Genomic DNA, 21777 nt, shown 5'->3' on the forward strand with positions numbered 1-21777 from the left:
CAGTATAACGACTCAACTATGCCGGACACATTATCATCAGCCTGGCGTCCTCCCTGTCAACTGCTTGTACACGTTGTGCGACAACTCAAGCAGCACTTTACGGTCGATACCGCCCGAGACCGCATAGCCGAAGTTGCCGTCTACCCAATAGAAGACGCTGACCGGGCCATCCTGGTACAGCTTGAACGCCGTGGTGTTCGCGTTTACTTTCCTGTGCGAGATGGACAGCGTGACGCGCTCGCCCTTGCCATCGCGATACATGAACATGGCCATCGGACCGTCAGCGCCGGACAGTAACCGCCCCCCTGTTAGCTCGAACCCGCTATTCGAAAGGATCGGCGGATGTACGTCAGTGCCAAGCCTATTCGACAGCCACTGTACGAAATCCTGTTCCCGATCCGCGCCAATCCCGACCGGTCGGTCGACGGCGGGCATGTACACGACGTGCGCAATCGCCGCCCGCCGTGCAAACCCTTCTGCCCCGTCAGCACTGATCACGTGCGTATTGGCGTTGCTCGCGAGCTGGGCGACGTTGTTTTTGCCCACCTGCGCTCCCATGCCGATTCCCACGCCAAGCGCCAGCGCTGCCGCCATCCCCGCGAACTGCGGCCAATTCACTGCGTCGCGCCAACGCCGCCCGGCGGGCAACTGCAGACGCTTTGGCGTTGGCTCGCTCAGCACGGGGTCGTAGCGCTCGTGCAGCAGCGCGTTCAGCGAGAAATAGTCGCTGACTCTCGCCGCCAGTTCGGGATTGCGCTCAAGCGCGCGTTCCACGTCGAGGCGGCGCGCCTCTGACAGCGTGCCGTCCACGTAGGCGTGAATCTCTGCTTCGCTGATCGACGTTTCCTGTTCGTTCATCGCACCACCTCTAATTTCGCGCCGGGCTGCGTGCCCGCCATCAATGCCCTCAAGCGCTCACGACCCCGCGAAAGCCGTGACATCACGGTGCCTATGGGAATGTCGAGCGCGTGCGCCACATCGGCATAGCTCAATTCCTCCAGGCCGACCAGCAGGACCACCTCTCGCTGGTCCGCAGGCAAGCGCCGCAACGCGTAGTCCAGGTCCCGCATTTCCAGCGATCGTGTCTCGCCAGCTTGCACCGCGAACTCATTTTCGGCCACGCTGTCGTCGTCCAGCGGCACGTGCACGGCCCGCACCGAGGCTTTCCGTGCCTGGTTGGCGAACACGTTGTGCATGATGGTGAAAAGCCACGCGCGCAAGTCTGTCCCGGGTTCGAACAGCCTGGTTCGCCCAAGTGCGCGCTCAAGGGTGTCCTGCACGAGGTCGTCGGCAAGGTCCTGGTTGTGGATCAGTGCTTTGGCGTAACGACGCAGGCGCGGAACGTGCTCCAACAACTCGTCACGGATGTCCATTTTCCATACCCATCAGGTGCTTCGCGTGATGTGTTTGCTCTGTCGACGGACAGCGATAAGAGAGCAAACACGGTTGTGCGCATTTTATTCCCGGGAAATCAGCGCCAGCGCCTCTCACAAGAAAAGTGGTCGACTTTCGGAATAACTTCGCACCTGTTCGTGTTCACGCCATTGACACCTGCTGCAAGCAAAAGGAACAGAGGAACTTTATGCGTTTCCCGAATGGTCTTTCCGCTACTTCAATTATGGGAGTGGCCGTCGTCGTCGCGATGTCGGGCCTTGCTGTGTCGCCCGGGTTGGCTGCGGCACCGCAGTCTGGCGGCCTTGACGAGGCTCCCTTTCTACAGGAAAACGGCGCCGCGATGACAAAGATGATGGACGACATGTCCGTCAGGCCGACCGGCGACGTCGATCGCGATTTCGTCGCGATGATGGTGCCGCACCATCAAGGTGCCATCGACATGGCACAGGCCGAGCTACGCTACGGACACAACGAACAATTACGTCGCATCGCGCAGGAGATCGTGGTCGAACAGCAGCAGGAAATCATCGCCATGCGCCTTGCGCTCGGGCAGCCCCTGCCGCCGTCTGCGCCCGCGCCCGACCAGCAAACATCCGCGTCGGCGCCTGCCGACCACATACACCCGATGTCCCACCACGGCATGCAGATGAACATGCCAAGCCACACGCAACAGGAGTCTCGATGAATCGCACCTCCATCCTGGCCACGGCGCTAACGGCGGCCGCATTGGCCGCCATGCAGTTTGCATGGGCAGGCCAGGCGCCCGGCTTATTGTCCGCACCGGACATTCCGGTAAGCCATCACGACCGTGTCTACGCTGCCGAGCAGTTCTCGAACACCGTGTCCGTGATCGATCCGGCCGACAACAAGCTCGTCGGCCTGATTCGGCTCGGAGATCCGTCGCCGGGCAACTTCAGCCCGCTGTACAAAGGTCAACTGCTCGTGCACGGCATGGGGTACTCGCCGGACCATCACACGATAGCGGTTGTGTCCATCGGCTCGAACTCGGTCACGTTCATCGATACTCAGACGAATGCCGTCAAGCACATCACCTACGTGGGCCGCTCGCCGCATGAGGCGTTCTTTACCCCCGACGGCAAAGAGGTCTGGGTGACGGTGCGTGGCGAGAACTATGTGTCGGTACTTGATGGGACCACCTACGAAGAGAAAACCCGCATCACCGTCCCGGCCGGCCCGGGCATGCAAATCTTTTCGCCGGACGGCAAGTACGGCTACGTCTGTTCGTCGTTCAACCCCGAGACGGAGGTGATCTCCGTGGCCGATCACAAGATCGTCGGCACGGTCAAGCAGGCCAGCCCCTTCTGCCCGGACCTGTCCGCTACCCCGGACGGCAAGCAGGTCTGGTTTACGCTCAAGGACGTTGGCAAAGTTCAAGTGTTCGACGCACGGCCGCCGTTTTCGCTCGTCAAGACGCTCGACACCGGCCCGATCACGAACCACGTGAACATTGTGCACAACGCCAAAGGCATGTTTGCATATGTGACGGTCGGCGGTCTGAATCAGGTCAAGGTATTCCGAACCGATGACTTCTCGCAGGTTGCGACGATTCCCGTGGGCAATCTGCCGCATGGGCTCTGGCCATCGGGCGATGGCAGCCGCATCTACGTGGGTCTCGAAAACGCCGATGCGATGACCGCCATCGATACGCTGACCAACAAGGTGATCGCGACTGTCCCGATCGGCCAGGCGCCGCAGGCCGTCACGTATGTGCCGAACGCGGTGCCGGAAGGCGACGGGACACAGAACACGCAGCCGCTTGGGCTAGCAGGCCAGACCGCCCACCTTGCACTGGTACCCGTGGGATCGGGCAAGCCTGCGGACGCCGCGAATGTGCCCACCACCGTCGCGCTGTTCGACCAGGGTCTCGTGCAGGTGCTGCAGGCATCGGTCACGGGCCTCCAGCCGAAGCAGCCTTACGTGCTGGGCCTCGCCGATAACCCGGACGGCAGCGGTAACGTGGAACCGCTGGCAAATTTCATGACCAATCCCGCCGGTTCCGCGATCGTCAACGCGCTGGGTCAGATTCGCCAGGTGGTCTCGCCGGGCGCAGGCGCAGCGCGCGACAAACACCGTTATCTCGTGATTGCCCCGCAGGTGTCGGGCAAACCGGGGGCAGCGGTACAGGTGCAATCGCGATAAGCGCTTCGTCCGCGGCCGCCAAGTCCTCTTTGCGGCCGCGAACCTCGGGATGGACCTAACTCAACCGAATCAGCGAAGGTTGGACCGGACGATGGGCTCCTGTGCCGGCGTTGGCTGACCTGCAGTCGCCTGTCCGATGGGCGCCAACGCATCAATGCGTGTGTCGCCATCACGGTTGAGCATCGCGCGCGCCATATTCATGTCGAGCGCACCTTCCCATCGGGCCACCACGACGGTCGCAACGCCGTTGCCGATCAGGTTTGTGACTGCACGGGCTTCGTTGAGGAAGCGATCAACGCCCAGCAAAAGCACGAGCCCGGACACAGGGATTTTGTGCATCGTTGCCAGCGTTGCGGCGAGCGCCACGAATCCGGCGCCGGCCACACCCGCAGACCCCTTGGAGGTCAACAAAAGCACGCCAAGCACAAGCAACTGGTCCCAGATCGTCAGGTGAACATTCATCGCTTGGGCGATGAACATCGCCGCCATCGTCAGGTAGATTGCGGTTCCATCGGCATTGAATGTATAGCCCGTAGGCAATACCATGCCAACGACGGGGCGCGAGCACCCCATCTTCTCCATTTTGATGAGCATCTGCGGCAGCACCGCCTCGGTCGACGCCGTGCCGAGGGTAATGAAGATTTCGTCCTTGATGTAGCGGAGAAACTTCCACAGCGGCAATCCACACATCTGCATAACGACGCCAAGCACCACGACCACGAAGAAGATCGATGTCAGATACAGGCAGAGCATCAGTTGACCAAACGATGCCAGCGTGCCAATCCCGTACTTGGCGATGGTGAATGCCATGCCGCCAAAGGCGCCGATGGGTGCGACATACATCACGATTCGAACCACGCCAAACATGCCCTGCAGGAACATATCAAGCATGTCCACAAATGGCGCAGTGCGCGGACCCAACTTGGCGAGGGCGATGGCGAGCAAAAGCGAGAAGAAAATGATGGGCAGAATCTCTCCGTTCGCGAACGCCCCCACAATGCTGTTCGGGACGATGCTCATGAAGAAATCGAGCATCCCATGTTGTTGCGCCGCATGGGTATAGCTGGTAATGGCCGAACTGTCGATATGGGCGGGATCGATGTTCATACCGCTGCCGGGCTTGACGATGTTCACGACCGCCAGGCCAACCAGAAGCGCAATCGTTGATGCGATTTCGAAGTACAGGACCGCTTTAACGCCTACCCGGCCAGCCTCATGAAGGTCATTCATGCGGGCAATGCCGACGACAACGGACGCGAAGATGATCGGAGCAAGCAACATCCGAATCAGTTTGATGAACAGATCCCCCAGCGGCTTGAGTTGCGAACCGATGTCGGGGTAAAAGTGCCCAACGAAGATGCCGGCGACAATGCCGATCAGAACCTGTATGTAGAGCTTGGAAAGCGTTTTCCGAATCCTTGAAACCCGCATGTCTGTCTCCTATGCGTGGCGTCATTTATTGAAATCCGGGCAAGCACCCGCAGCGGAGTGAACCGCTGCGGTGAGTACGGCCGGATTTCGCCTGCGTTCTTTTTGTTTTTTGTGAACGCTGCGCCGACGTGTTTTGTCGGCGCTTTTGCCGGTTGACGGCTTATGCGGAAAGCTTTTGCATCTCGGCAAAGAGATCCGCTTTTCCTTCGAAGCCGATGCCGGGCAAGTCCGGCATGGTGATGTAGCCGTTTTCAACCTTGACGCCGTCGGGAAAGCCACCGTACGGCTGGAACAGGTCCGGATAGGATTCGTTGCCGCCAAGGCCGAGGCCTGCCGCGATATTCAGCGACATCTGGTGACCGCCGTGCGGAATGCAGCGGCTTGGCGACCAGCCGTGCTGACGCAGCATGTCGAGGGTACGCAGATACTCGACCAGTCCGTAGCTCAGCGCGCAGTCGAACTGCAACCAGTCGCGGTCGGGGCGCATACCGCCGTAACGGATCAGGTTGCGGGCGTCCTGCATGGAAAACAGATCTTCGCCGGTTGCCATTGGCTTGTCGTAATAATTGCGCAGCGTCGCTTGCAACTCGAAATCGAGCGGGTCGCCCGGCTCCTCATACCAGAACAGGTCGTACTGCGAGAGCGCCTTTGCGTATTTGATGGCAGTGTCGAGATCGAAGCGGCCGTTCGCATCAACCGCAAGCTTCTGCCCGTCGCCCAGTACGCTCAGGATCGAATCGATGCGCCGCAGGTCTTCATCGAGCGATGCCCCGCCGATCTTCTTCTTTACCACCGTATAGCCCCGGTCGATATAGCTGCGCATCTCGTCCTTGAGCTTTTCGTGATCCTGCCCCGGATAGTAGTAACCGCCCGCGGCGTACACGAATATCCTCCGGTCGGGCTGACCATTGCCGTAACGGTCGGCCAGCAACTGGAACAGCGGCTTACCTTCGATCTTCGCCACGGCGTCCCATACCGCCATGTCAATCGTGCCGATAGCGACCGAGCGCTCGCCGTGACCGCCCGGCTTCTCGTTGGTGAACATGGTGGCCCAGATCTTGTGGGGATCGAGGTTGTCGCCGGCATCGTTGACGAGCGTGGCCGGGTCGGCTTCGAGGATACGGGGAATGAAGCGCTCACGCATCAGCTTGCCTTGGCCGTAGCGGCCGTTGGAGTTGAAGCCGTATCCGACCACCGGCTTTCCGTCGCGGAGGACATCGGTCACCACGGCGACGAGGCTCAGCGTCATTTTGCTGAAGTCGATATAGGCATTTCGGATCGGCGAGCTGATCGGAACGGTCTTTTCGCGGATTTCAACGATTCTCATGGATGTCTCCTGATGGCACCGCACGCTGTCGATGCAACGGGCTGTAAGAGTCGCTAGGTTATTCGCGAAAACCGGCGTTATGATTCACCAAGAGTGACTTCTTTATTAACTTTCGGTGAAGACTGACATCGCCTCCCACCTCGAATTCTTCGTCCTGCTCGCGCGACATGGAAACCTTGCAGCTGCCGCGCGAGAGCTCGATCTGACGCCGCCCGCCGCGACCAAGCGCCTGGCCCAACTGGAGGCGCGGCTGGGCGTGAGGCTGGTGAACAGAACGACACGCAGCATCAGCTTGACCACCGAAGGTGAGACTTACCTGCATCACGCGACACGGATTCTGGGTGAAATTCGGGAGATGGAGGATGCAGTGTCGTCCAGCCGTTCAGTGCCGAGGGGATTGCTGAGGGTGAACGCAACGCTTGGGTTCGGGCGCACCACGATCGCGCCGCTCGTCTCCGAGTTCGCCAAACGGTATCCGCATGTTGAAGTGCAACTTGATGTCACGGACAGGCCGATCGACCTTGTCGAGAGCGGCGTCGATCTGGCGATCCGGTTCGGCTCGCTGCCGGACAAGCGGCTCAACGCACGGCGGATAATGTCAAACCAAAGGTTTCTGTGCGCGTCGCCGCGATATCTGGAGCGGCAGGGCACCCCGACAAGTCTTGCCGACCTCGCGGATCATCAGTGCATCATTCATCGACAGAACGATGATGCGCATGGAATCTGGCGTTTCATGCACAACGATCGCAGTGAGGTTGTGAAGGTGCACGGCATGCTGTCGAGCAATGACGGAGATATCGTCTTGAGTTGGGCGCTGGACGGTCATGGCATCCTGGTTCGGTCGGAATGGGATCTCGCGAAGTATGTGGAGAGCGGGAGACTGCGCATCGTTCTCCCGGAATTCGTCCTGCCGTCCGCGGACCTGTTCGTCTACTACGCGAATAAGCGGAATCAGTCCGCGCGCGCAAGGGCATTCATAGATTTCCTTATCGAGCGGTTCAAGATTCCGGTAGCGTCAGTGGCTCAACCCGCTTCATTGTAGGCGTCAGGCTCGCGCAAAGCGGCCCAGGATCCCTAAGCGACTTGAACTGCCGGCTGCGTCGAGCGTTTAAGGTATTCACCGAGGAAGTCAATGAATACTCTCACCTTTGCCGACAGGTTGAGCCGCTCGGGATATATCGCATAGATGTCGGCCGCTGGCAGCGACCAGTCCGCCAGCACTCTGATCAGCGCCCCTGAATCGATATGGGTCTGGACGTCCCACTCAGACCGGACAAAAACGCCGTGTCCATCGATGGCCCAACGCAGGGTCGCTTCACCGTCGTTGCTGCTCATGGTGCCATGTGCCTTGACGAGCTCGTGGCGTTTTCCCTTCGTAAAGTGCCACGTTCCGTACGCGGTATCGTTCTCCCGCAAAACGATGCATTGGTGGCTACGAAGCTCGCCGGGTGTTTTTGGTACCCCATACGTCTTCAGGTAACCTGGCGAGGCGCATACGAATCGTCGATTCGTTGCAAGTTTCCTCCCCACCACCCGTTGATCCGGAAGTTCGCCGAACCGGATGCCAACGTCGTACGCCAGCTCAGCGAGGTTCATCGGACGATCAGTCAGTTCAAGTTGAACTTCGACCTCCGGGTAACGACGTCGAAACTCGGACAGCGCTGGAACAATGTGGCGTCGCCCGAAGCCAAAAGTCGCGTTCACCTTCAACAGCCCTTGTGGCTGCTCGCGGCTGCTCGACACCATCCTCTCGAGTTCCTGAACCTGTTCCAGTAGCTTCGATCCCGTCGCAAGGTACAGCTCGCCCTCTTGAGTCATCGCCAATCGCCGTGTGGTTCTGTTCAGCAGCTTGACGCCGAGGCGCCGTTCAATTTTGTTCAGTCGCCCACTGACTGCAGGCGGTGTCACACCCAGATCGCGCGCCAACGCGGAGAGGCTGCCGTGCGTCACCAGCCGCGCAAAAAACTCGAGGTCTGCGATCGGATCCATTCTAAAGTTCAACTTAAAAGTGGTTTAAGCCAACAGCTATTTTAACGCGTGACCCACCCAATTACACTTGCCGAAACGTCCGGATAGGGCCGTTTTCGGAGATTGGAGGAACGATGGGACAGACGCTTTACCAAAAGATCGTGGGAAGCCACACGGTTTTCCGGGTCGATGAGCAGCACGTCGCGCTTTACGCTGACCTGCACATCATGAACGAGTACACGAGCCCGCAGGCATTCGCCGGGCTTGCCGAAAAGAATATTCCGGTCCGCTGCCCGGAAAAGCAGATGGGCATCGTCGATCACGTCATTCCGACGCATCCCGTCCCTGTCGACAAGCGCACGATTCTCATCGACGCGGCGGCAAATCAGGCAGCGAACTTCACGCGCAATTGCCAGAAGCACGGCATCCATCTGTTCGACGTGAAGGATCGCGAGCAAGGTATCGAGCACGTCGTTGCGCCCGAAATCGGCCTGATTCGACCCGGCATGGTCGTTCTCTGCGGCGACAGCCACACGACGACATACGGCGCACTTGGCGCGCTAGGCTTCGGGATCGGCACATCGGAGGTCGAACACGTACTCGCGACCCAGACGCTTGTCTATCGCGTCGCCCGCGACATGCGCATCCAGGTCGACGGCACACTTCCTGTGGGTACAACGTCCAAGGACCTCGTCCTTTACATCATCTCGAAGATTGGTGCTCAGGGCGCGCGAGGCTTCGTCGTCGAATACTGTGGGTCGGCAATCGCCGCGCTGACGGCTGAAGCCCGTATGACGTTGTGCAACATGACAGTGGAAGCCGGTGCGCGCGGCGCGCTCATTGCGCCTGACGATACGACGGTCAGCTACGTGGCCGACCGGACCAAGGGCCTGTCGCAGGATCAGATCGTCGATGCCGCTGCACACTGGAAGCAGTTGAAATCCGACGCGGACGGCGTGTTTGAAGTGACCCATCAATTTGACGCGAGCGAAGTCGCGCCGTTTGTGACATGGGGTACGAGCCCGGACCAGGCAATCGCGATTACCGACCATATCCCGGAGCTCTCCAGCGAACCGCTCGAGCGTCATAACGCCTCGAAGGCCCTCGACTATATGGGCCTGGACGCAGGACAGTTGATCGATGGCCTCGCCATCGACCACGTGTTCATCGGCTCCTGCACCAACGCCCGGATTGAAGACCTGCGAGCCGTCGCAGAAGTCGTGCGTGGACATAAGGTTGCACAATCGGTCCGGGCGATGGTGGTGCCCGGATCGGGCATGGTTCGCGAACAGGCCGAGCGTGAAGGCATCGCCCAGACGCTGATCGACGCAGGATTCGAATGGCGGCAGCCCGGTTGTTCCATGTGTCTTGCGATGAATGACGACATCCTTCAACCCGGTCAGCGTTGCGCTTCAACGACCAACCGCAACTTCGAGGGCCGCCAGGGCCGCGGAGCGCGCACCCATCTGATGAGTCCCGCCATGGCCGCCGCCGCCGCGCTGGCCGGACGCATTGTCGACGTACGCAAGGAGTTCAACCATGTCTAAGCACGAGTTTGTCGCTGGCACCGCAGCGCCCCTGCCGCTCAACAATCTCGATACCGATCAGATCATGCCGAAGCAGTTTCTTTTCGGCATTGACAAGTCGGGGCTTGGGCGCGGCATTCTATACGACCTTCGTCACGATGCATCCGGTGAACCCCGGGGGGACTTTGTATTGAACCGTCCCGAGTATCAGGGCGCACGCATTCTTGTCACTGGTGCCAACTTCGGATGCGGCTCGAGCCGGGAACACGCGGTATGGGGTCTGCAGCAGGCGGGCTTCGAAGCGGTGATTGCACCGAGTTTCGGCGAGATCTTCTACTTCAATGCGCTAAACAACCGCCTGTTGCTGGTCATGCTCGAACCCGCTGTCGTGTCGCAGCTCATCGACCAGATCAGCGATCCGGCGAAAAGCGCCTTGACGATCGATGTGGAACGTCAGGTGGTCAACAGTGCTGACGGCAACGAATACCCATTTGAACTTCCCGTGCGGCAAAAGCACATGTTCATCGAAGGTCTGGACATGATCGGCATGACGCTTGGCGACAGCGACGCAATCAGCGCATTTGAAAACCACCATTACGCTGACCATCCCTGGATGAAAATCGATCTTCCGAAGCAGCAACGCGCGGCCTGAAAGAGACATTGAAATGGACACCTCCCCGTTGCAAACGAGCATTCCTCGATCTGCGCGTACGTCGTCGCTGACGAACTTCAAGATCGGAGGGATGCCCCTTCCCATGTTCCTCGCGGCAGCCCTCGTCACTATCGTGGCAGCCATCACCAAGAAGCTGCCAGACGACATGATCGGTGGCTTCGCGGTCCTGATGTTGTCCGGACTTCTGCTGGGTGATATGGGTCGTCGGATTCCCGTGTTCAAACACATCGGTGGCCCCGCCATTCTCTGTCTTTTTGTGCCCTCAGCATTACTCGGCTACAAGCTGATGGACGACGCGGCGCTCAAAGCGATCACGACGACAATGAAGACGGCAAATCTTCAATATCTCTACATCGCTTGTCTCGTCGCGGGAAGCATGCTCGGAATGAACCGGAAGATCCTGATACAAGGCTTCCTCAAGATGTTTGTCCCGCTTCTCGTCGGCACCGTCACCGCGATTGCTGCGGGCGTCGCTGTCGGCCTGATGTTTGGGTACGACCCCAAGCACACGTTCTTCTATATCGTGATGCCGATCCTCGGCGGGGGAATTGGTGAGGGCATCCTGCCGCTCTCTATTGGCTATTCGGAGATCACCGGTGCGGCTCAAGGTCATCTGGTCGCCATGATGGTGCCTGCCGCCCTGATCGGTAACGTCGTTGCGATCCTTGCCAGCGGCATTCTGAAGCGGCTTGGCGAAAAACATCGTCGCTACAGCGGCGACGGCATGCTGGTGAAAACCGGAGAGGATCAGGCACTGCTCAAGGAGCAAAAGGCTGAAGCGGCGCTGGATTTGCGACTGATGGGATTCGGTCTGCTTCTCAGTTGCACCCTCTTCATCCTGGGTGGATTGCTGGCGCCGCTGACTGGCATACCTGGCCCAGTACTGATGATTGTCGCTGCCGCACTCTTGAAGGTGTCAGGTGCAATACCCGAGTCGATGGAAGTCGGCGCTTACCAGATATACAAATTCATGTCGACGAACCTGACTTTCGCCGTCCTGGTTGGCCTGGGTACGCTGTTCGTCTCCTGGGACAAGCTCGTTGGCGCATTCTCGCTGGGGTATTTCGTCATCTGCGCGTCGATCGTTATCTCGATGGTGGTCTCCGGCTTTTTCGTGGGCGCCTGGCTCAAGATGTACCCGGTGGAAGCCGCAATTATCACGGCATGCCATAGCGGGCTCGGTGGCACGGGCGACGTGGCGATCCTGTCGTCATCGAACAGAATGGGCTTGATGCCTTTCGCGCAGATTTCCACGCGAATCGGAGGCGCTGCCATGGTCGTCTTCGCGACGATTGTGATGAAGTGGTTGCATTGATGGGTATTTCCCCCGCAAAAGCTGTCCCATTAGCGCGCGCGCCCTTACGTGCACACTAAGGAAAAACGCCCGGCGCAAAGGCCGGGCGTCGTTCGCAGCGGTGATTCCCTCGATGCGGTGCGTCAGGAAGCCGCCGGTGCGGACGCGCCGTCGGCGTTCGCCGGCACGGCCGTCTCCTGCCAACCGCCGCCGAGCGCCTTGTAAAGCGTAACGAGGTTGGTCAGGCGTGCCAGGCGCGTGGTGATCAACACTTGCTGCGCGCCATACAACGCGCGCTGCGACACCAATGCGTTGAGGAAGCTGTCCACGCCGTTGCGGTAACGCAGGTCCGACAGGCGATAGCTGTCCTCGCTCGCCTTCACGAGCGACTCCTGCGCAGCGATCTGGTCATCGAGCGTGCCGCGTGCCGCGAGTCCGTCGGAAACGTCACGGAACGCCGACTGGATCGCCTTCTCATACGTCGCGATCTCGATCCGCTTCTGCACCTGCGCAAGATCCAGGCCTGCGATCAACGACCCGCCCGCGAAGATCGGCAGCGTGATCGACGGCGCGAACGACCAGGCCCCCTGCCCGCCCTTGAACAGATTGCCCAGCGACGCACTCGCCGACCCCGCCGACGCAGTCAGCGAAATGCGCGGGAAGAACGCCGCGCGTGCCGCACCGATATTGGCATTCGCCGCCTTCAACTGATGCTCGGCCGCACTGATGTCGGGGCGCCGCAACAGCAGATCGGACGGCAATCCCGCCGGCAGATCGGTCAGGAGGCCCTGGTCGTCGAGCGATCGGCCTTGCGGCAGATCCGCGGGGATCGGCGCGCCCAGCAACAATGTCAGGGCGTTTTCGTCCTGCGCGACCTGACGGGTGTATTGGGCGAGGTTGGCGCGCGCCGTATCCACCGGCGTCTGGGCCTGTCGCAAATCCAGGCCCGAGATCGCGCCGACGTCGAAGCTGCGCTTGCTCAGATCGTACGATGACTGTTGACTCTTCAAGGTGTCCTGCGTCAGACGCAGCAGTTCCTGATCGGACAGCCACGTCAGATATGCGCTTGCCACTTCCGCGACGAGCGTGATCTGCGCGCTCTTGCGCGTATCCTCGATCGCCAGATAGTTCTCCAGGGCCTGGTCCTTCAAGCTCTGGATGCGGCCGAAAAAGTCGATTTCATACGACGAGAACCCGACGCCCAACGAGTACTGGCGGCTGATGATCGGATGGCCGGTGGTGTTCAAATCGCCTGGCGTGCGCTGGATCGTGCCCTGACCGGCCGCACCGATGGACGGCAACAGCGCGGAACGCTGGATCTGATACTGCGCGCGCGCCGCTTCGATGTTCAACGCCGAGATACGCAGATCGCGGTTGTTTGCCAGCGCGATTTCGATCAGTTTCTGCAGACGCGGATCGGCAAAGAACTCGCGCCAGCCAATGTCAGCCGCCGGCGTGGCGGCGCGTTGCCCGGCGGCGCCGTTTTCGTTTGCTGCAGCCGGTGTCTTGTAGGCCGGGCCGGTCGGGTAGGCCGCCGACACCGGCGCCTCGGGCCGCTCGTAATGCGGCGCCAGCGAACAACCGGCCATCAGCGTCGCCGCCAAGGCGATCGGCAGTGCTTTGAATGTCATAGGTCAGTTTCCTTCCTTGGCGGGCCCTTCAGGCGACGGCAACGATGGCGACAGGCGCTGCGCTTGCGCCTCGGGATGTTCGACGGTGTCGAGCGTTTCGTGCGCGAAGCGCTTGCGCACCAGCACGAAGAAGATCGGCACGTAGTAAATCGCAAGGAATGTCGCCGCCAGCATACCGCCGATCACGCCGGTACCGATAGCGTTCTGGCTGGCCGAACCGGCGCCGTTGGAGATCGCCAGCGGCAGCACGCCGAGCACGAACGCCATCGACGTCATCAGGATCGGACGCAACCGCAGCCGCACCGCTTCGAGCGTGGCTTCAAGCAACGTTTTGCCCTGCTCCTGCAGGCTCTTGGCAAACTCCACGATCAGAATTGCGTTCTTCGCCGACAGGCCCACGGTCGTCAACAGACCGACCTGGAAGTACACGTCGTTCGACAGGCCGCGCAACGTCGCAGCCAACAGCGCGCCGAGCACGCCCAGCGGCACCACCAGAATCACCGAGAACGGAATCGACCAGCTCTCGTACAACGCCGCCAGACACAGGAACACCACCAGAATCGAGATCGCGTACAACGCCGGCGCCTGCGCACCCGACAGCCGCTCTTCGAACGACAACCCGGTCCATTCCAGGCCGATCCCGACCGGCAACGTCTTGGCGATTTCCTCGACGGCCTTCATGGCGTCACCCGAGCTCTTGCCCGGCGCCGGCATGCCCTGGATTTCCACTGCCGGCACGCCGTTGTAGCGCTCCAGACGCGGTGAACCATACACCCAGTGCGCCGAGGCAAAGCTCGAAAACGGCACCATCGCGCCCTGCTTGTTGCGCACGTACAGCTTGTTGATATCCTGCGGCAACATCCGCGCCTTGGCATCCGCCTGCACGTACACTTTCTTCACACGACCACGGTCGATGAAGTCATTGACGTACGACGAACCCCACGACGCCGACAAGGTCGTGTAGATGTCCGACAGCGACACGCCGAGCGCACTCGCCTTCTCCTGATCGATATCGACCTTGTACTGCGGCGTATCGTTCAGGCCGTTCGGACGCATATTGGCCAGATTCGGATTTTTCGCAGCGGCGCCAAGCATCTGGTCGCGCGCCGCCATCAGCGCATCGTGGCCGAGGCCTGCGCGATCCTGCAGCTCGAAGTCGATACCGCCTGCGTTACCGAGTTCCGGCACGGACGGCGGGTTGATCGCGAAAATCATCGCGTCCTTCACGCTGGCGAACGCCTTGTAGGAACGGGCGATGACCGCCTGCACCTTCAGGTCCTTCGCCTGGCGCTCTTCCCACGGACGCAGCATCGTGAATGCCAGGCCCACGTTCTGCCCGCGGCCGTTGAAGCCGAAGCCCGTGACCGTAAAGATCGAGCGCACCGCATCCTTTTCATCTTCCAGGTAATGCTTCTCGACGCCCTTCATCACTTCGAGCGTACGCTCCTGCGTCGCGCCCGGTGGCAATTGCACCAGGTTGAAGAAGTAACCCTGGTCTTCGTCGGGCAGAAACGCCGTGGGCATGCGCACAAACAGGAAGCCGACCACCGCCACGATCACCACGTAGACGATCAGGTAAGGCGTCGAACGGTTCAGCAGACGGCGCACCTGGCCCTGGTACGCATGGCTGCTGCGCTCGAAGGTGCGGTTGAACCAGCCGAAGAAGCCGCGCTTCTCGTGGTGTTCGCCCTTGGCGATCGGCTTGAGGATCGTCGCGCACATCGCCGGCGTGAGCACGATGGCCACCAGCACCGACAGGGCCATGGCCGCGACGATGGTCAGCGAGAACTGACGATAGATGGCGCCGGTGGAACCGCCGAAGAAGGCCATCGGCACGAACACCGCCGACAACACCAGCGCCACGCCGACCAGCGCACCGATGATCTGGTCCATCGCCTTCTTGGTTGCCTCTTTGGGCGACAGTCCTTCCTCGCTCATGACCCGTTCGACGTTTTCCACCACCACGATGGCATCGTCGACGAGCAGACCGATCGCCAACACCAACCCGAACATCGATAGTGTGTTGATCGAGAAGCCGGCCGCCGACATGATGCCGAACGTGCCAAGCAGCACGACCGGCACCGCGATCGTCGGGATGATCGTCGCGCGCAGGTTCTGCAGGAACAGATACATCACCAGGAACACCAGCACGATCCCTTCGATCAGGGTCTTGATCACTTCCTCGATCGAGATCTTCACGAACGGCGTCGTGTCATACGGGAATTCCGCCTTCATGCCGGTCGGGAAATACTGCGACAACTCGGCGACCTTCTTCTTCACCGCCGTGGCGGTTTGCAGCGCATTCGCGCCCGTGGCCAGCGACACCGCGATACCGGCGGCCGGCTTGCCGTTGTAGCGCGCCACGACCTGATAGCTTTCGCCGCCCAGTTCAATGCGCGCGACATCGCCCAGCCGCACTTGCGAGCCGTCCGTGTTCACGCGCAGCAGAATGTTGCGGAACTGTTCCGGCGTCTGCAAGCGGCTCTGCGCCATGATGGTCGCGTTGAGCTGCTGGCCCTTGACCGCCGGCGCGCCGCCCAGCTCACCTGCCGAGACCTGCACGTTCTGCGCCTTGATCGCCGTGATCGCGTCGATGATCGTCAGGTTATAGCCGGTCAGCTTTTCCGGATCGAGCCAGACACGCATGGCGTACTGCGAGCCGAACAACTGCACCTGGCCCACGCCGTCCACGCGGCTGATGGGATCCTGCACGTTGGCCGCCAGATAGTTCGCCAGATCGATGTCGGTCATGCTGCCATCGTCCGAATACGCGCCGATCACCAGCAGGAAGTTCTTGGTCGCCTTCGCGACCTTGATCCCCTGCTGCTGCACTTCCTGAGGCAGCAACGGCGTGGCGAGCTGCAGCTTGTTCTGCACCTGCACCTGCGCGATGTCCGGATTCGTGCCTTGCGAGAACGTCAGCGTGATCGCCACCGCGCCCGAGCTGTCCGAGGTCGAGGACATGTACTCGAGGTGGTCGATACCGTTCATCTGCTGTTCGATCACCTGTGTGACCGTATCCTGGACCGTCTGTGCGGACGCGCCCGGATAAACGGCAGAAATCTGCACCGACGGCGGCGCGATCGGCGGATATTGCGAGACCGGCAACTTCAGGATCGACAGCGCACCGGCCAGCATGATGACGATGGCGATCACCCACGCGAAAATCGGGCGATCGATAAAAAACTTTGCCATGGGGGGCTCCGCGTTATTGCGCTTTGGCGGTGGAGACAGGGGCCGACGCAGCCGCCGGCGCGGCAGCCGCGCCAGAGACTGCACCTGCGCCGGATGCCGCTGCCGGCGCCTGTCCTGCCAACGCCGGAGCGTTCGGCAACTTCGCTTCGACCGGCTTGGCCGGCGCGCCCGGGCGCACTTTCTGCAGACCTTCGACAATCACCTTGTCGCCGGCGGCAAGCCCCGAGGTCACGAGCCACTTGTCGCCGATCGCGCGATCGGCCACCAGCTTGCGCGGCTCGACCTTGCCTTCGGCATTGATGACCATCGCAACGGCCTGTCCCTTCTGGTCGCGCGTGACGCCTTGTTGCGGCACCAGCAAGGCATTCTCCGTCACGCCTTCCTGCAAGCTGGCGTGAACGAACATGCCCGGGAGCAACTCACGCTTCGGATTCGGGAAAATCGCCCGCACCGTGATGGAACCGGTGGTCTGGTCGACGGTGATGTCCGAGAACTGCAACTTGCCTTCGAGCGGGTACTTGGTGCCGTCGTCGAGCGTGAGCATCACCTTCGCCGCATTCGGGCCGGCATTGGTCAGCTTGCCTTCGGCCAGTTCGCGGCGCAGGCGCAGCACGTCGTTGGTCGATTGCGTTACGTCCACGTAGATCGGATCGATCTGCTGCACGGTCGTCATCAACGTCGCGGTGCCCGCCTGCACGTAAGCGCCTTCCGTCACTTGCGACAGGCCCGTGCGCCCGGAAATCGGCGCCGGCACGTCGGTGTAGCTCAGGTTGATGCGTGCCGTCTCGACGGCGGACTTGCCTGCCGCGACGTCCGCCTCGGCCTGCAGGTTGGCGGCCACGGCATTGTCGTATTCCTGCTTGGACACGGCCTCGACAGCCACGAGCTGCTTGTAGCGCTGCGCCAGCAGACGCGTCGATGCGGCGCTCGCCTCGGCCTTGGCCAAGGTCGCCTTGGCGCTTTCGAAAGCGGCTTGATACGTCGCCGGATCGATCTTGTAGAGACGCTGCCCCGACTTGACGTCCCCGCCTTCAGTGAAATCGCGCTTGAGCACGATGCCGTTGACGCGCGCACGCACGTCCGCCACACGATAGGGCGAGGTTCGGCCCGGCAGGTCGGTCGTCAGTGCCACGTTCTGGGTCTGCAGGGTCACGACGCCGACTTCCGGCACCATCCCCTGTGGCGCGCCCTGCGGCTTCTTGCCGCATGCGGCCAACGTCATTGCCGCCAATGCGACGACAGTGACCATCCCCAACGAACTTCTCTTGACGTGCATATACGCCCCCGATAAATGGAATGCGGTCAAACAATGAAAACAATACGCGATGCGATGGTTGCGAACGGCATGGGTCCCCGGCTCGAGGTCTCCGCAGGTGCGCCGCATGGGCGCAAGGGCAGGCCAAACGCTGGAGAGACAGGGCTCGCAACCGGCAGTTGCCGGCGCCCTCGTTGCGTTCGTGCGCGAGAATCGTCGAACTGGCGCCGGAACACGGAGCGCAGGACATCGACCCGTGTTCGGCTCAGGTGTAACCCTAGGACAAGTCAGCTTAAGGAACCCTGTGCATGAGCGCAAGCGGATGATATTATAGATACATTCGTGAATGTATGTAAATCGCATTGCAACGCACAAAGCGTTACACGCGGTTACAGACAGTTTTCGCATCACTGCCGTTCCCTTGAAAAGACGATGGCCCGCAAAACAAAAGAGGAAGCAATCGAGACGCGCAATCTTCTGCTCGACACCGCCGAGGCGGTGTTCGCGGCGAAAGGGGTTTCGCGTACCTCGCTGGCCGATATCGCAGAGGCTGCCGGCGTGACGCGCGGCGCCATCTACTGGCACTTCAAGAACAAGATCGACCTGTTCAATGCGATGACGGACCGGATTCGTCTGCCCATGGAGCGGATGATCGACCAGTGTCACGAAGCGGAAGACGGCGATCCGATGACCCGGATGCACGAGATCTGCAAATTGGTGCTGCTGGAGACCGTTCGCAACGAACGCCGCCGCCGCGTGCTCGACATCCTTTTTCACAAATGCGAGTACACGGACGAAATGCGCTCCGTGATGGAGCGTCAGCATGAGGCCTGCGCCGACGGCAGACGGCGCATCGCGCGCGACATTCAACTGGCGATCGACTGCGGGCAGCTGCCGGCCGATCTGGATACGGCGCGCGCGGCCATCGCCCTGCACGCCATGGTCGTCGGCCTGATGAGCGACTGGCTTTTCATGCAGGACAGTTACGACCTGGCCCAGGAATGCGGCCCGATCATCGACGGTTTCTTCGACATGCTGCGCCACAGCCGCGCCATGCGCCGCCAGGCCGTCGCCGTCCCGGAAGATCTGCGCGCCGTCGCCGAATAATTCGGCCGGACGTCGCTTCAGCGCCCCCATGACGCCGGCGTGATACGCCATATATCTCCACAGCGCGAACGCGTTATATATAATCCTATACAACGAATCCCCCGGTGAGCCGCGGCATCGACGCGCCCATCGGGACAACATAACGCAAGCCACTACACACGCTGGAGACCTTTCCGTGACCACCGTCGTCCGTGCTTTCTGTCGTAACGCCTGCCTGGATATTTCCCGAATTCTGCGCCACACCGCGTCCATTGCCGCATTCGGTGCCGGCCTCGCCTTCGCCGGGCATGCTGGCGCGCAGCAGGTTTACGCCGCCGCCAGCTTGAAAGACGCCCTCGACGACTTGTCCGCAACATACACGAAGGAAACTGGCAAGAAGCCGGTGCTGGTGTATGGCGCAAGCTCGACGCTCGCCCGCCAGATCGAGAAAGGCGCGCCGGCCGACGTCTTCATCTCGGCCGACCTGGACTGGATGGACTACGCGCAGAAGCATGACCTGATCGACGTTGCCTCGCGCCGCAACCTGCTTGGCAACGCGCTGGTGCTGATCGCGCCTGCCACCACGCGCGGCAATGTCGACCTGAAGCCCGGTGTGGCGTTGAACGACCTGCTCGGCGACGGCAGGCTCGCGATGGGCGATCCGGCGCACGTGCCGGCCGGTCTTTATGGCAAGGCCGCGCTCGAGAAACTCGGCGCCTGGTCACAAGTGCAGGGCAAGGTGGCCGCGGCCGACAATGTGCGCAACGCACTGCTGCTCGTGGCGCGCGGCGAAGCGCCCTACGGCATCGTGTACAAGACCGACGCCAACGCCGAGAAGCGCGTGCGTATTGCCGGCACCTTCCCGGCCGACAGCCACGCCCCGATCGTCTATCCGCTTGCGGTCACGAAGCAGGCGGACCGCGCCGTCGCCGAACCGTTCTATAAATTCCTGCAAACGCCTGCCGCGATGGCCGTGTTCCAGCGCTACGGCTTTGCCCGGCCATAACGCCCTCCATGAATGGCTTGACCCCCGACGAGTGGGGCATCGTCATGCTGAGCCTGCGCGTAGGACTGTGGGGCACACTGTGCAGCCTGCCGATCGCCTATGCGGCGGCGTGGCTGCTCGCGCGCCGCAGTTTTCCCGGCAAGGCTATGCTCGACGCCCTGCTCCACCTCCCGCTCGTGCTCCCGCCCGTCGTGGTCGGCTTCGCGCTGCTCGTGTTGTTCGGCGGACAGGGCGTGATCGGCAAACTGCTGCGCGAGTGGTTCGGTTTCACGTTCGCGTTCCGCTGGACCGGTGCCGCGCTGGCGGCGGGCGTGATGGGGTTTCCGCTGCTGGTGCGCGCCATCCGGCAGGCGCTCGAATCGGCCGACCCGAAGCTGGAGCAGGCCGCGCAGACCCTCGGCGCGAGTCCACTCGCCACTTTTCTGACGGTAACCTTGCCGCTTTCGATGACCGGCGTGCTGCACGGCTTTGTGCTCGCCTTTGCACGCGCGCTCGGCGAATTCGGCGCGACGATCACGTTCGTCTCCAATATCCCGGGCCAGACGCAAACGCTCCCGCTCGCCATCTATACCGTCACGCAAGTGCCGGAGGGCGACGCGATGGTCTGGCGCCTGTGCGCCATCTCAACGGTGCTCGCATTGGCCACTCTGATCCTGTCCGAAATGCTGATCCGCTTCGGCCACCGCAAGGCGCTCGGTCATGACGGTTGAAGTCAGCCTGCAACATCGCTTCGGGGCGTTCTCTCTCGACGCCAATTTTGCCGCCGGCATGGGCGTGACCGCACTGTTCGGCCCGTCGGGCAGCGGCAAGAGCTCCGTCATCAACGCAGTGGCCGGGTTGTTCCGGCCCGACGCCGGGCGCATTGCCGTCGACGGCGAAGTGCTGTTCGACAGTGCCGGGGGTATCGCGCTCGCGCCGCACCGGCGCCGCGTCGGCTACGTCTTCCAGGATGCCCGGCTGTTGCCGCACCTGAGCGTCGAGCACAACCTGCTGTTCGGCCGCTGGTTCCGGCGCCGCGAGGCCGGCGCCGCCGCGGTGCCGTTCGACCACGTGGTTGACGTCCTCAATCTCTCTCATCTGCTGGGGCGCCACCCTGGCGCGTTGTCGGGCGGCGAGAAACAGCGTGTGGGCATCGGGCGCGCCCTGCTCGCCTGTCCGAGACTGCTGCTGATGGACGAGCCCCTCGCCTCGCTCGATCAGGCCCGACGGCACGAAGTGCTCGAATACCTGGATCGCATCCGTCACGAATTGCGGCTGCCGGTGCTGTATGTCACGCATGCGCTCGACGAAGTCATGCGGCTGGCCGATCAGGTGGTGCTGTTCCAGGATGGGCGCACCGTCTCGCAAGGGGCGCCGGCGGACGTGCTCAATCTGCATCGGGAAGCACTGGACGGCTTGGGCGATGAGCCCGGCACGCTACTCGAGACGACGGTGGTCGGGCACGACGCCGGCTACGGCCTCACGGAACTCCGCTTCTCCGGCGGACGTCTGCGCGTGCCCCGCGTGGCGGGGGCAACCGGCGACCCTTGCCGCATCCTCGTGCGTGCCCGTGATATCGCCGTGGCGACCGAACTGCCAGCGGCGTCGAGCGTGCTCAATGTATTGCCGGCGCGCGTCGAAGCCCTGCGCCTGCTGGGAGATGCCGTCGAAGTGCGCGCGTGCGTCTCTGCGAGAGACAATGACGGCGCCGTCAACAGGGCAGATGCCGCCGGCATCGATCACCCTACGACGCTGGTCGCACGCATCACGCGCTACTCAGCCGATCAATTGCGTCTGACGCCTGGCACCGACGTCTTTCTGCTCATCAAATCTGTCGCGCTCACCCGCTGA

18 protein-coding genes are annotated in these 21777 nt (G+C 61.6%); 10 read left to right on the top strand and 8 right to left on the bottom strand.

Features of this window, described 5'->3' with window-relative positions:
• Positions 1-36: 36 nt before the first annotated feature.
• Entirely contained in the window at positions 37-858 is an 822-nt protein-coding gene (locus tag PTE30175_RS10425; protein ID WP_150696991.1) for an anti-sigma factor family protein, read from the bottom strand.
• Positions 855-1373, bottom strand: a complete 519-nt coding sequence (locus PTE30175_RS10430; protein ID WP_150696992.1) for a sigma-70 family RNA polymerase sigma factor — start codon at positions 1371-1373, stop codon at positions 855-857. The genes PTE30175_RS10425 and PTE30175_RS10430 overlap by 4 nt, the downstream gene beginning before the upstream one ends.
• A 209-nt stretch (positions 1374-1582) precedes the next feature.
• On the opposite strand from PTE30175_RS10430, the gene PTE30175_RS10435 reads away from it, so the two are divergent.
• Both PTE30175_RS10435 and PTE30175_RS10440 read left to right on the top strand, forming a co-directional pair.
• Positions 1583-2080, top strand: a complete 498-nt coding sequence (locus tag PTE30175_RS10435; protein WP_150696993.1) for a DUF305 domain-containing protein — start codon at positions 1583-1585, stop codon at positions 2078-2080.
• Positions 2077-3555, top strand: coding sequence for a YncE family protein (locus PTE30175_RS10440; protein ID WP_150696994.1), 1479 nt, complete (start codon positions 2077-2079; stop codon positions 3553-3555). The genes PTE30175_RS10435 and PTE30175_RS10440 overlap by 4 nt, the downstream gene beginning before the upstream one ends.
• Positions 3556-3624: 69 nt before the next feature.
• Here the strand turns inward: PTE30175_RS10440 and dctA are convergent, their stop codons facing one another.
• Positions 3625-4986, bottom strand: coding sequence for a C4-dicarboxylate transporter DctA (dctA, locus tag PTE30175_RS10445; protein WP_150696995.1), 1362 nt, complete (start codon positions 4984-4986; stop codon positions 3625-3627).
• A gap of 160 nt (positions 4987-5146) precedes the next feature.
• Entirely contained in the window at positions 5147-6313 is a 1167-nt protein-coding gene (locus PTE30175_RS10450; RefSeq protein ID WP_150696996.1) for a mandelate racemase/muconate lactonizing enzyme family protein, read from the bottom strand.
• Positions 6314-6428: 115 nt separating this feature from the next.
• Here PTE30175_RS10450 and PTE30175_RS10455 point away from each other — a divergent pair, with 115 nt between their 5' ends.
• Positions 6429-7355: a LysR family transcriptional regulator gene (locus PTE30175_RS10455; protein ID WP_150696997.1), complete on the top strand. Its 927-nt coding sequence runs from the start codon at positions 6429-6431 to the stop codon at positions 7353-7355.
• A 32-nt stretch (positions 7356-7387) separates the two neighbouring features.
• On the opposite strand, the gene PTE30175_RS10460 is transcribed toward PTE30175_RS10455, so the two are convergent.
• Positions 7388-8302 carry a LysR family transcriptional regulator gene (locus tag PTE30175_RS10460; RefSeq protein WP_150696998.1) on the bottom strand — a complete coding sequence of 305 codons (915 nt, stop codon included), beginning with the start codon at positions 8300-8302 and terminating at the stop codon, positions 7388-7390.
• Positions 8303-8415: 113 nt separating this feature from the next.
• Between PTE30175_RS10460 and leuC the strand changes: the two genes are divergently transcribed.
• Genes leuC through PTE30175_RS10475 form a run of 3 tightly spaced genes read left to right on the top strand, consistent with a single transcriptional unit; the run spans position 8416 to position 11795 of the window.
• Positions 8416-9828 carry a 3-isopropylmalate dehydratase large subunit gene (leuC, locus tag PTE30175_RS10465; RefSeq protein ID WP_150696999.1) on the top strand — a complete coding sequence of 471 codons (1413 nt, stop codon included), beginning with the start codon at positions 8416-8418 and terminating at the stop codon, positions 9826-9828.
• Positions 9821-10459 carry a 3-isopropylmalate dehydratase small subunit gene (gene leuD / locus PTE30175_RS10470; RefSeq protein WP_150697000.1) on the top strand — a complete coding sequence of 213 codons (639 nt, stop codon included), beginning with the start codon at positions 9821-9823 and terminating at the stop codon, positions 10457-10459. Before leuC ends, leuD begins: the two co-directional genes overlap by 8 nt.
• A gap of 13 nt (positions 10460-10472) precedes the next feature.
• The gene (locus tag PTE30175_RS10475; protein WP_150697001.1) at positions 10473-11795 is read left to right on the top strand and encodes a 2-hydroxycarboxylate transporter family protein; all 1323 of its coding nucleotides are present in this window, start codon (positions 10473-10475) and stop codon (positions 11793-11795) included.
• Between the two features lie 122 nt (positions 11796-11917).
• Here the strand turns inward: PTE30175_RS10475 and adeC are convergent, their stop codons facing one another.
• From adeC to PTE30175_RS10490, 3 genes are read right to left on the bottom strand one after another with little or no spacing between them, the layout of a single operon-like run.
• On the bottom strand, positions 11918-13405 hold the full coding sequence (adeC, locus tag PTE30175_RS10480; RefSeq protein ID WP_150697002.1) for an AdeC/AdeK/OprM family multidrug efflux complex outer membrane factor: 1488 nt from the start codon (positions 13403-13405) through the stop codon (positions 11918-11920).
• A gap of 3 nt (positions 13406-13408) precedes the next feature.
• Positions 13409-16600, bottom strand: a complete 3192-nt coding sequence (locus PTE30175_RS10485; protein ID WP_150697003.1) for an efflux RND transporter permease subunit — start codon at positions 16598-16600, stop codon at positions 13409-13411.
• 13 nt (positions 16601-16613) lie between these two features.
• A complete protein-coding gene (locus tag PTE30175_RS10490) occupies positions 16614-17876 on the bottom strand; it encodes an efflux RND transporter periplasmic adaptor subunit (protein WP_150697004.1) in 1263 nt (420 codons plus the stop codon).
• 411 nt (positions 17877-18287) lie between these two features.
• Here PTE30175_RS10490 and PTE30175_RS10495 point away from each other — a divergent pair, with 411 nt between their 5' ends.
• The 4 genes from PTE30175_RS10495 to modC all read left to right on the top strand — a co-directional run bounded on the left by PTE30175_RS10495 (position 18288) and on the right by modC (position 21777).
• On the top strand, positions 18288-18962 hold the full coding sequence (locus PTE30175_RS10495; RefSeq protein ID WP_150697005.1) for a TetR family transcriptional regulator: 675 nt from the start codon (positions 18288-18290) through the stop codon (positions 18960-18962).
• Between the two features lie 175 nt (positions 18963-19137).
• Positions 19138-19947, top strand: coding sequence for a molybdate ABC transporter substrate-binding protein (gene modA, locus PTE30175_RS10500; protein WP_224788688.1), 810 nt, complete (start codon positions 19138-19140; stop codon positions 19945-19947).
• An 8-nt stretch (positions 19948-19955) separates the two neighbouring features.
• Positions 19956-20657, top strand: a complete 702-nt coding sequence (modB, locus tag PTE30175_RS10505; protein ID WP_150697006.1) for a molybdate ABC transporter permease subunit — start codon at positions 19956-19958, stop codon at positions 20655-20657.
• Positions 20647-21777 (top strand): molybdenum ABC transporter ATP-binding protein, encoded by a 1131-nt coding sequence (gene modC / locus PTE30175_RS10510; protein ID WP_150697007.1) that lies wholly within the window; start codon positions 20647-20649, stop codon positions 21775-21777. The genes modB and modC overlap by 11 nt, the downstream gene beginning before the upstream one ends.

Source organism: Pandoraea terrae, from assembly GCF_902459695.1.
Taxonomy (GTDB): domain Bacteria; phylum Pseudomonadota; class Gammaproteobacteria; order Burkholderiales; family Burkholderiaceae; genus Pandoraea; species Pandoraea terrae.

Coding starts and splice junctions, on each gene's coding strand:
- PTE30175_RS10425 (WP_150696991.1), bottom strand. CDS start 858: ATGAACGAACAGGAAACGTCGATCAGCGAAGCAGAGATTCACGCCTAC.
- PTE30175_RS10430 (WP_150696992.1), bottom strand. CDS start 1,373: ATGGACATCCGTGACGAGTTGTTGGAGCACGTTCCGCGCCTGCGTCGT.
- PTE30175_RS10435 (WP_150696993.1), top strand. CDS start 1,583: ATGCGTTTCCCGAATGGTCTTTCCGCTACTTCAATTATGGGAGTGGCC.
- PTE30175_RS10440 (WP_150696994.1), top strand. CDS start 2,077: ATGAATCGCACCTCCATCCTGGCCACGGCGCTAACGGCGGCCGCATTG.
- dctA (WP_150696995.1), bottom strand. CDS start 4,986: ATGCGGGTTTCAAGGATTCGGAAAACGCTTTCCAAGCTCTACATACAG.
- PTE30175_RS10450 (WP_150696996.1), bottom strand. CDS start 6,313: ATGAGAATCGTTGAAATCCGCGAAAAGACCGTTCCGATCAGCTCGCCG.
- PTE30175_RS10460 (WP_150696998.1), bottom strand. CDS start 8,302: ATGGATCCGATCGCAGACCTCGAGTTTTTTGCGCGGCTGGTGACGCAC.
- leuC (WP_150696999.1), top strand. CDS start 8,416: ATGGGACAGACGCTTTACCAAAAGATCGTGGGAAGCCACACGGTTTTC.
- leuD (WP_150697000.1), top strand. CDS start 9,821: ATGTCTAAGCACGAGTTTGTCGCTGGCACCGCAGCGCCCCTGCCGCTC.
- PTE30175_RS10475 (WP_150697001.1), top strand. CDS start 10,473: ATGGACACCTCCCCGTTGCAAACGAGCATTCCTCGATCTGCGCGTACG.
- adeC (WP_150697002.1), bottom strand. CDS start 13,405: ATGACATTCAAAGCACTGCCGATCGCCTTGGCGGCGACGCTGATGGCC.
- PTE30175_RS10485 (WP_150697003.1), bottom strand. CDS start 16,600: ATGGCAAAGTTTTTTATCGATCGCCCGATTTTCGCGTGGGTGATCGCC.
- PTE30175_RS10490 (WP_150697004.1), bottom strand. CDS start 17,876: ATGCACGTCAAGAGAAGTTCGTTGGGGATGGTCACTGTCGTCGCATTG.
- PTE30175_RS10495 (WP_150697005.1), top strand. CDS start 18,288: ATGGCCCGCAAAACAAAAGAGGAAGCAATCGAGACGCGCAATCTTCTG.
- modB (WP_150697006.1), top strand. CDS start 19,956: ATGAATGGCTTGACCCCCGACGAGTGGGGCATCGTCATGCTGAGCCTG.
- modC (WP_150697007.1), top strand. CDS start 20,647: ATGACGGTTGAAGTCAGCCTGCAACATCGCTTCGGGGCGTTCTCTCTC.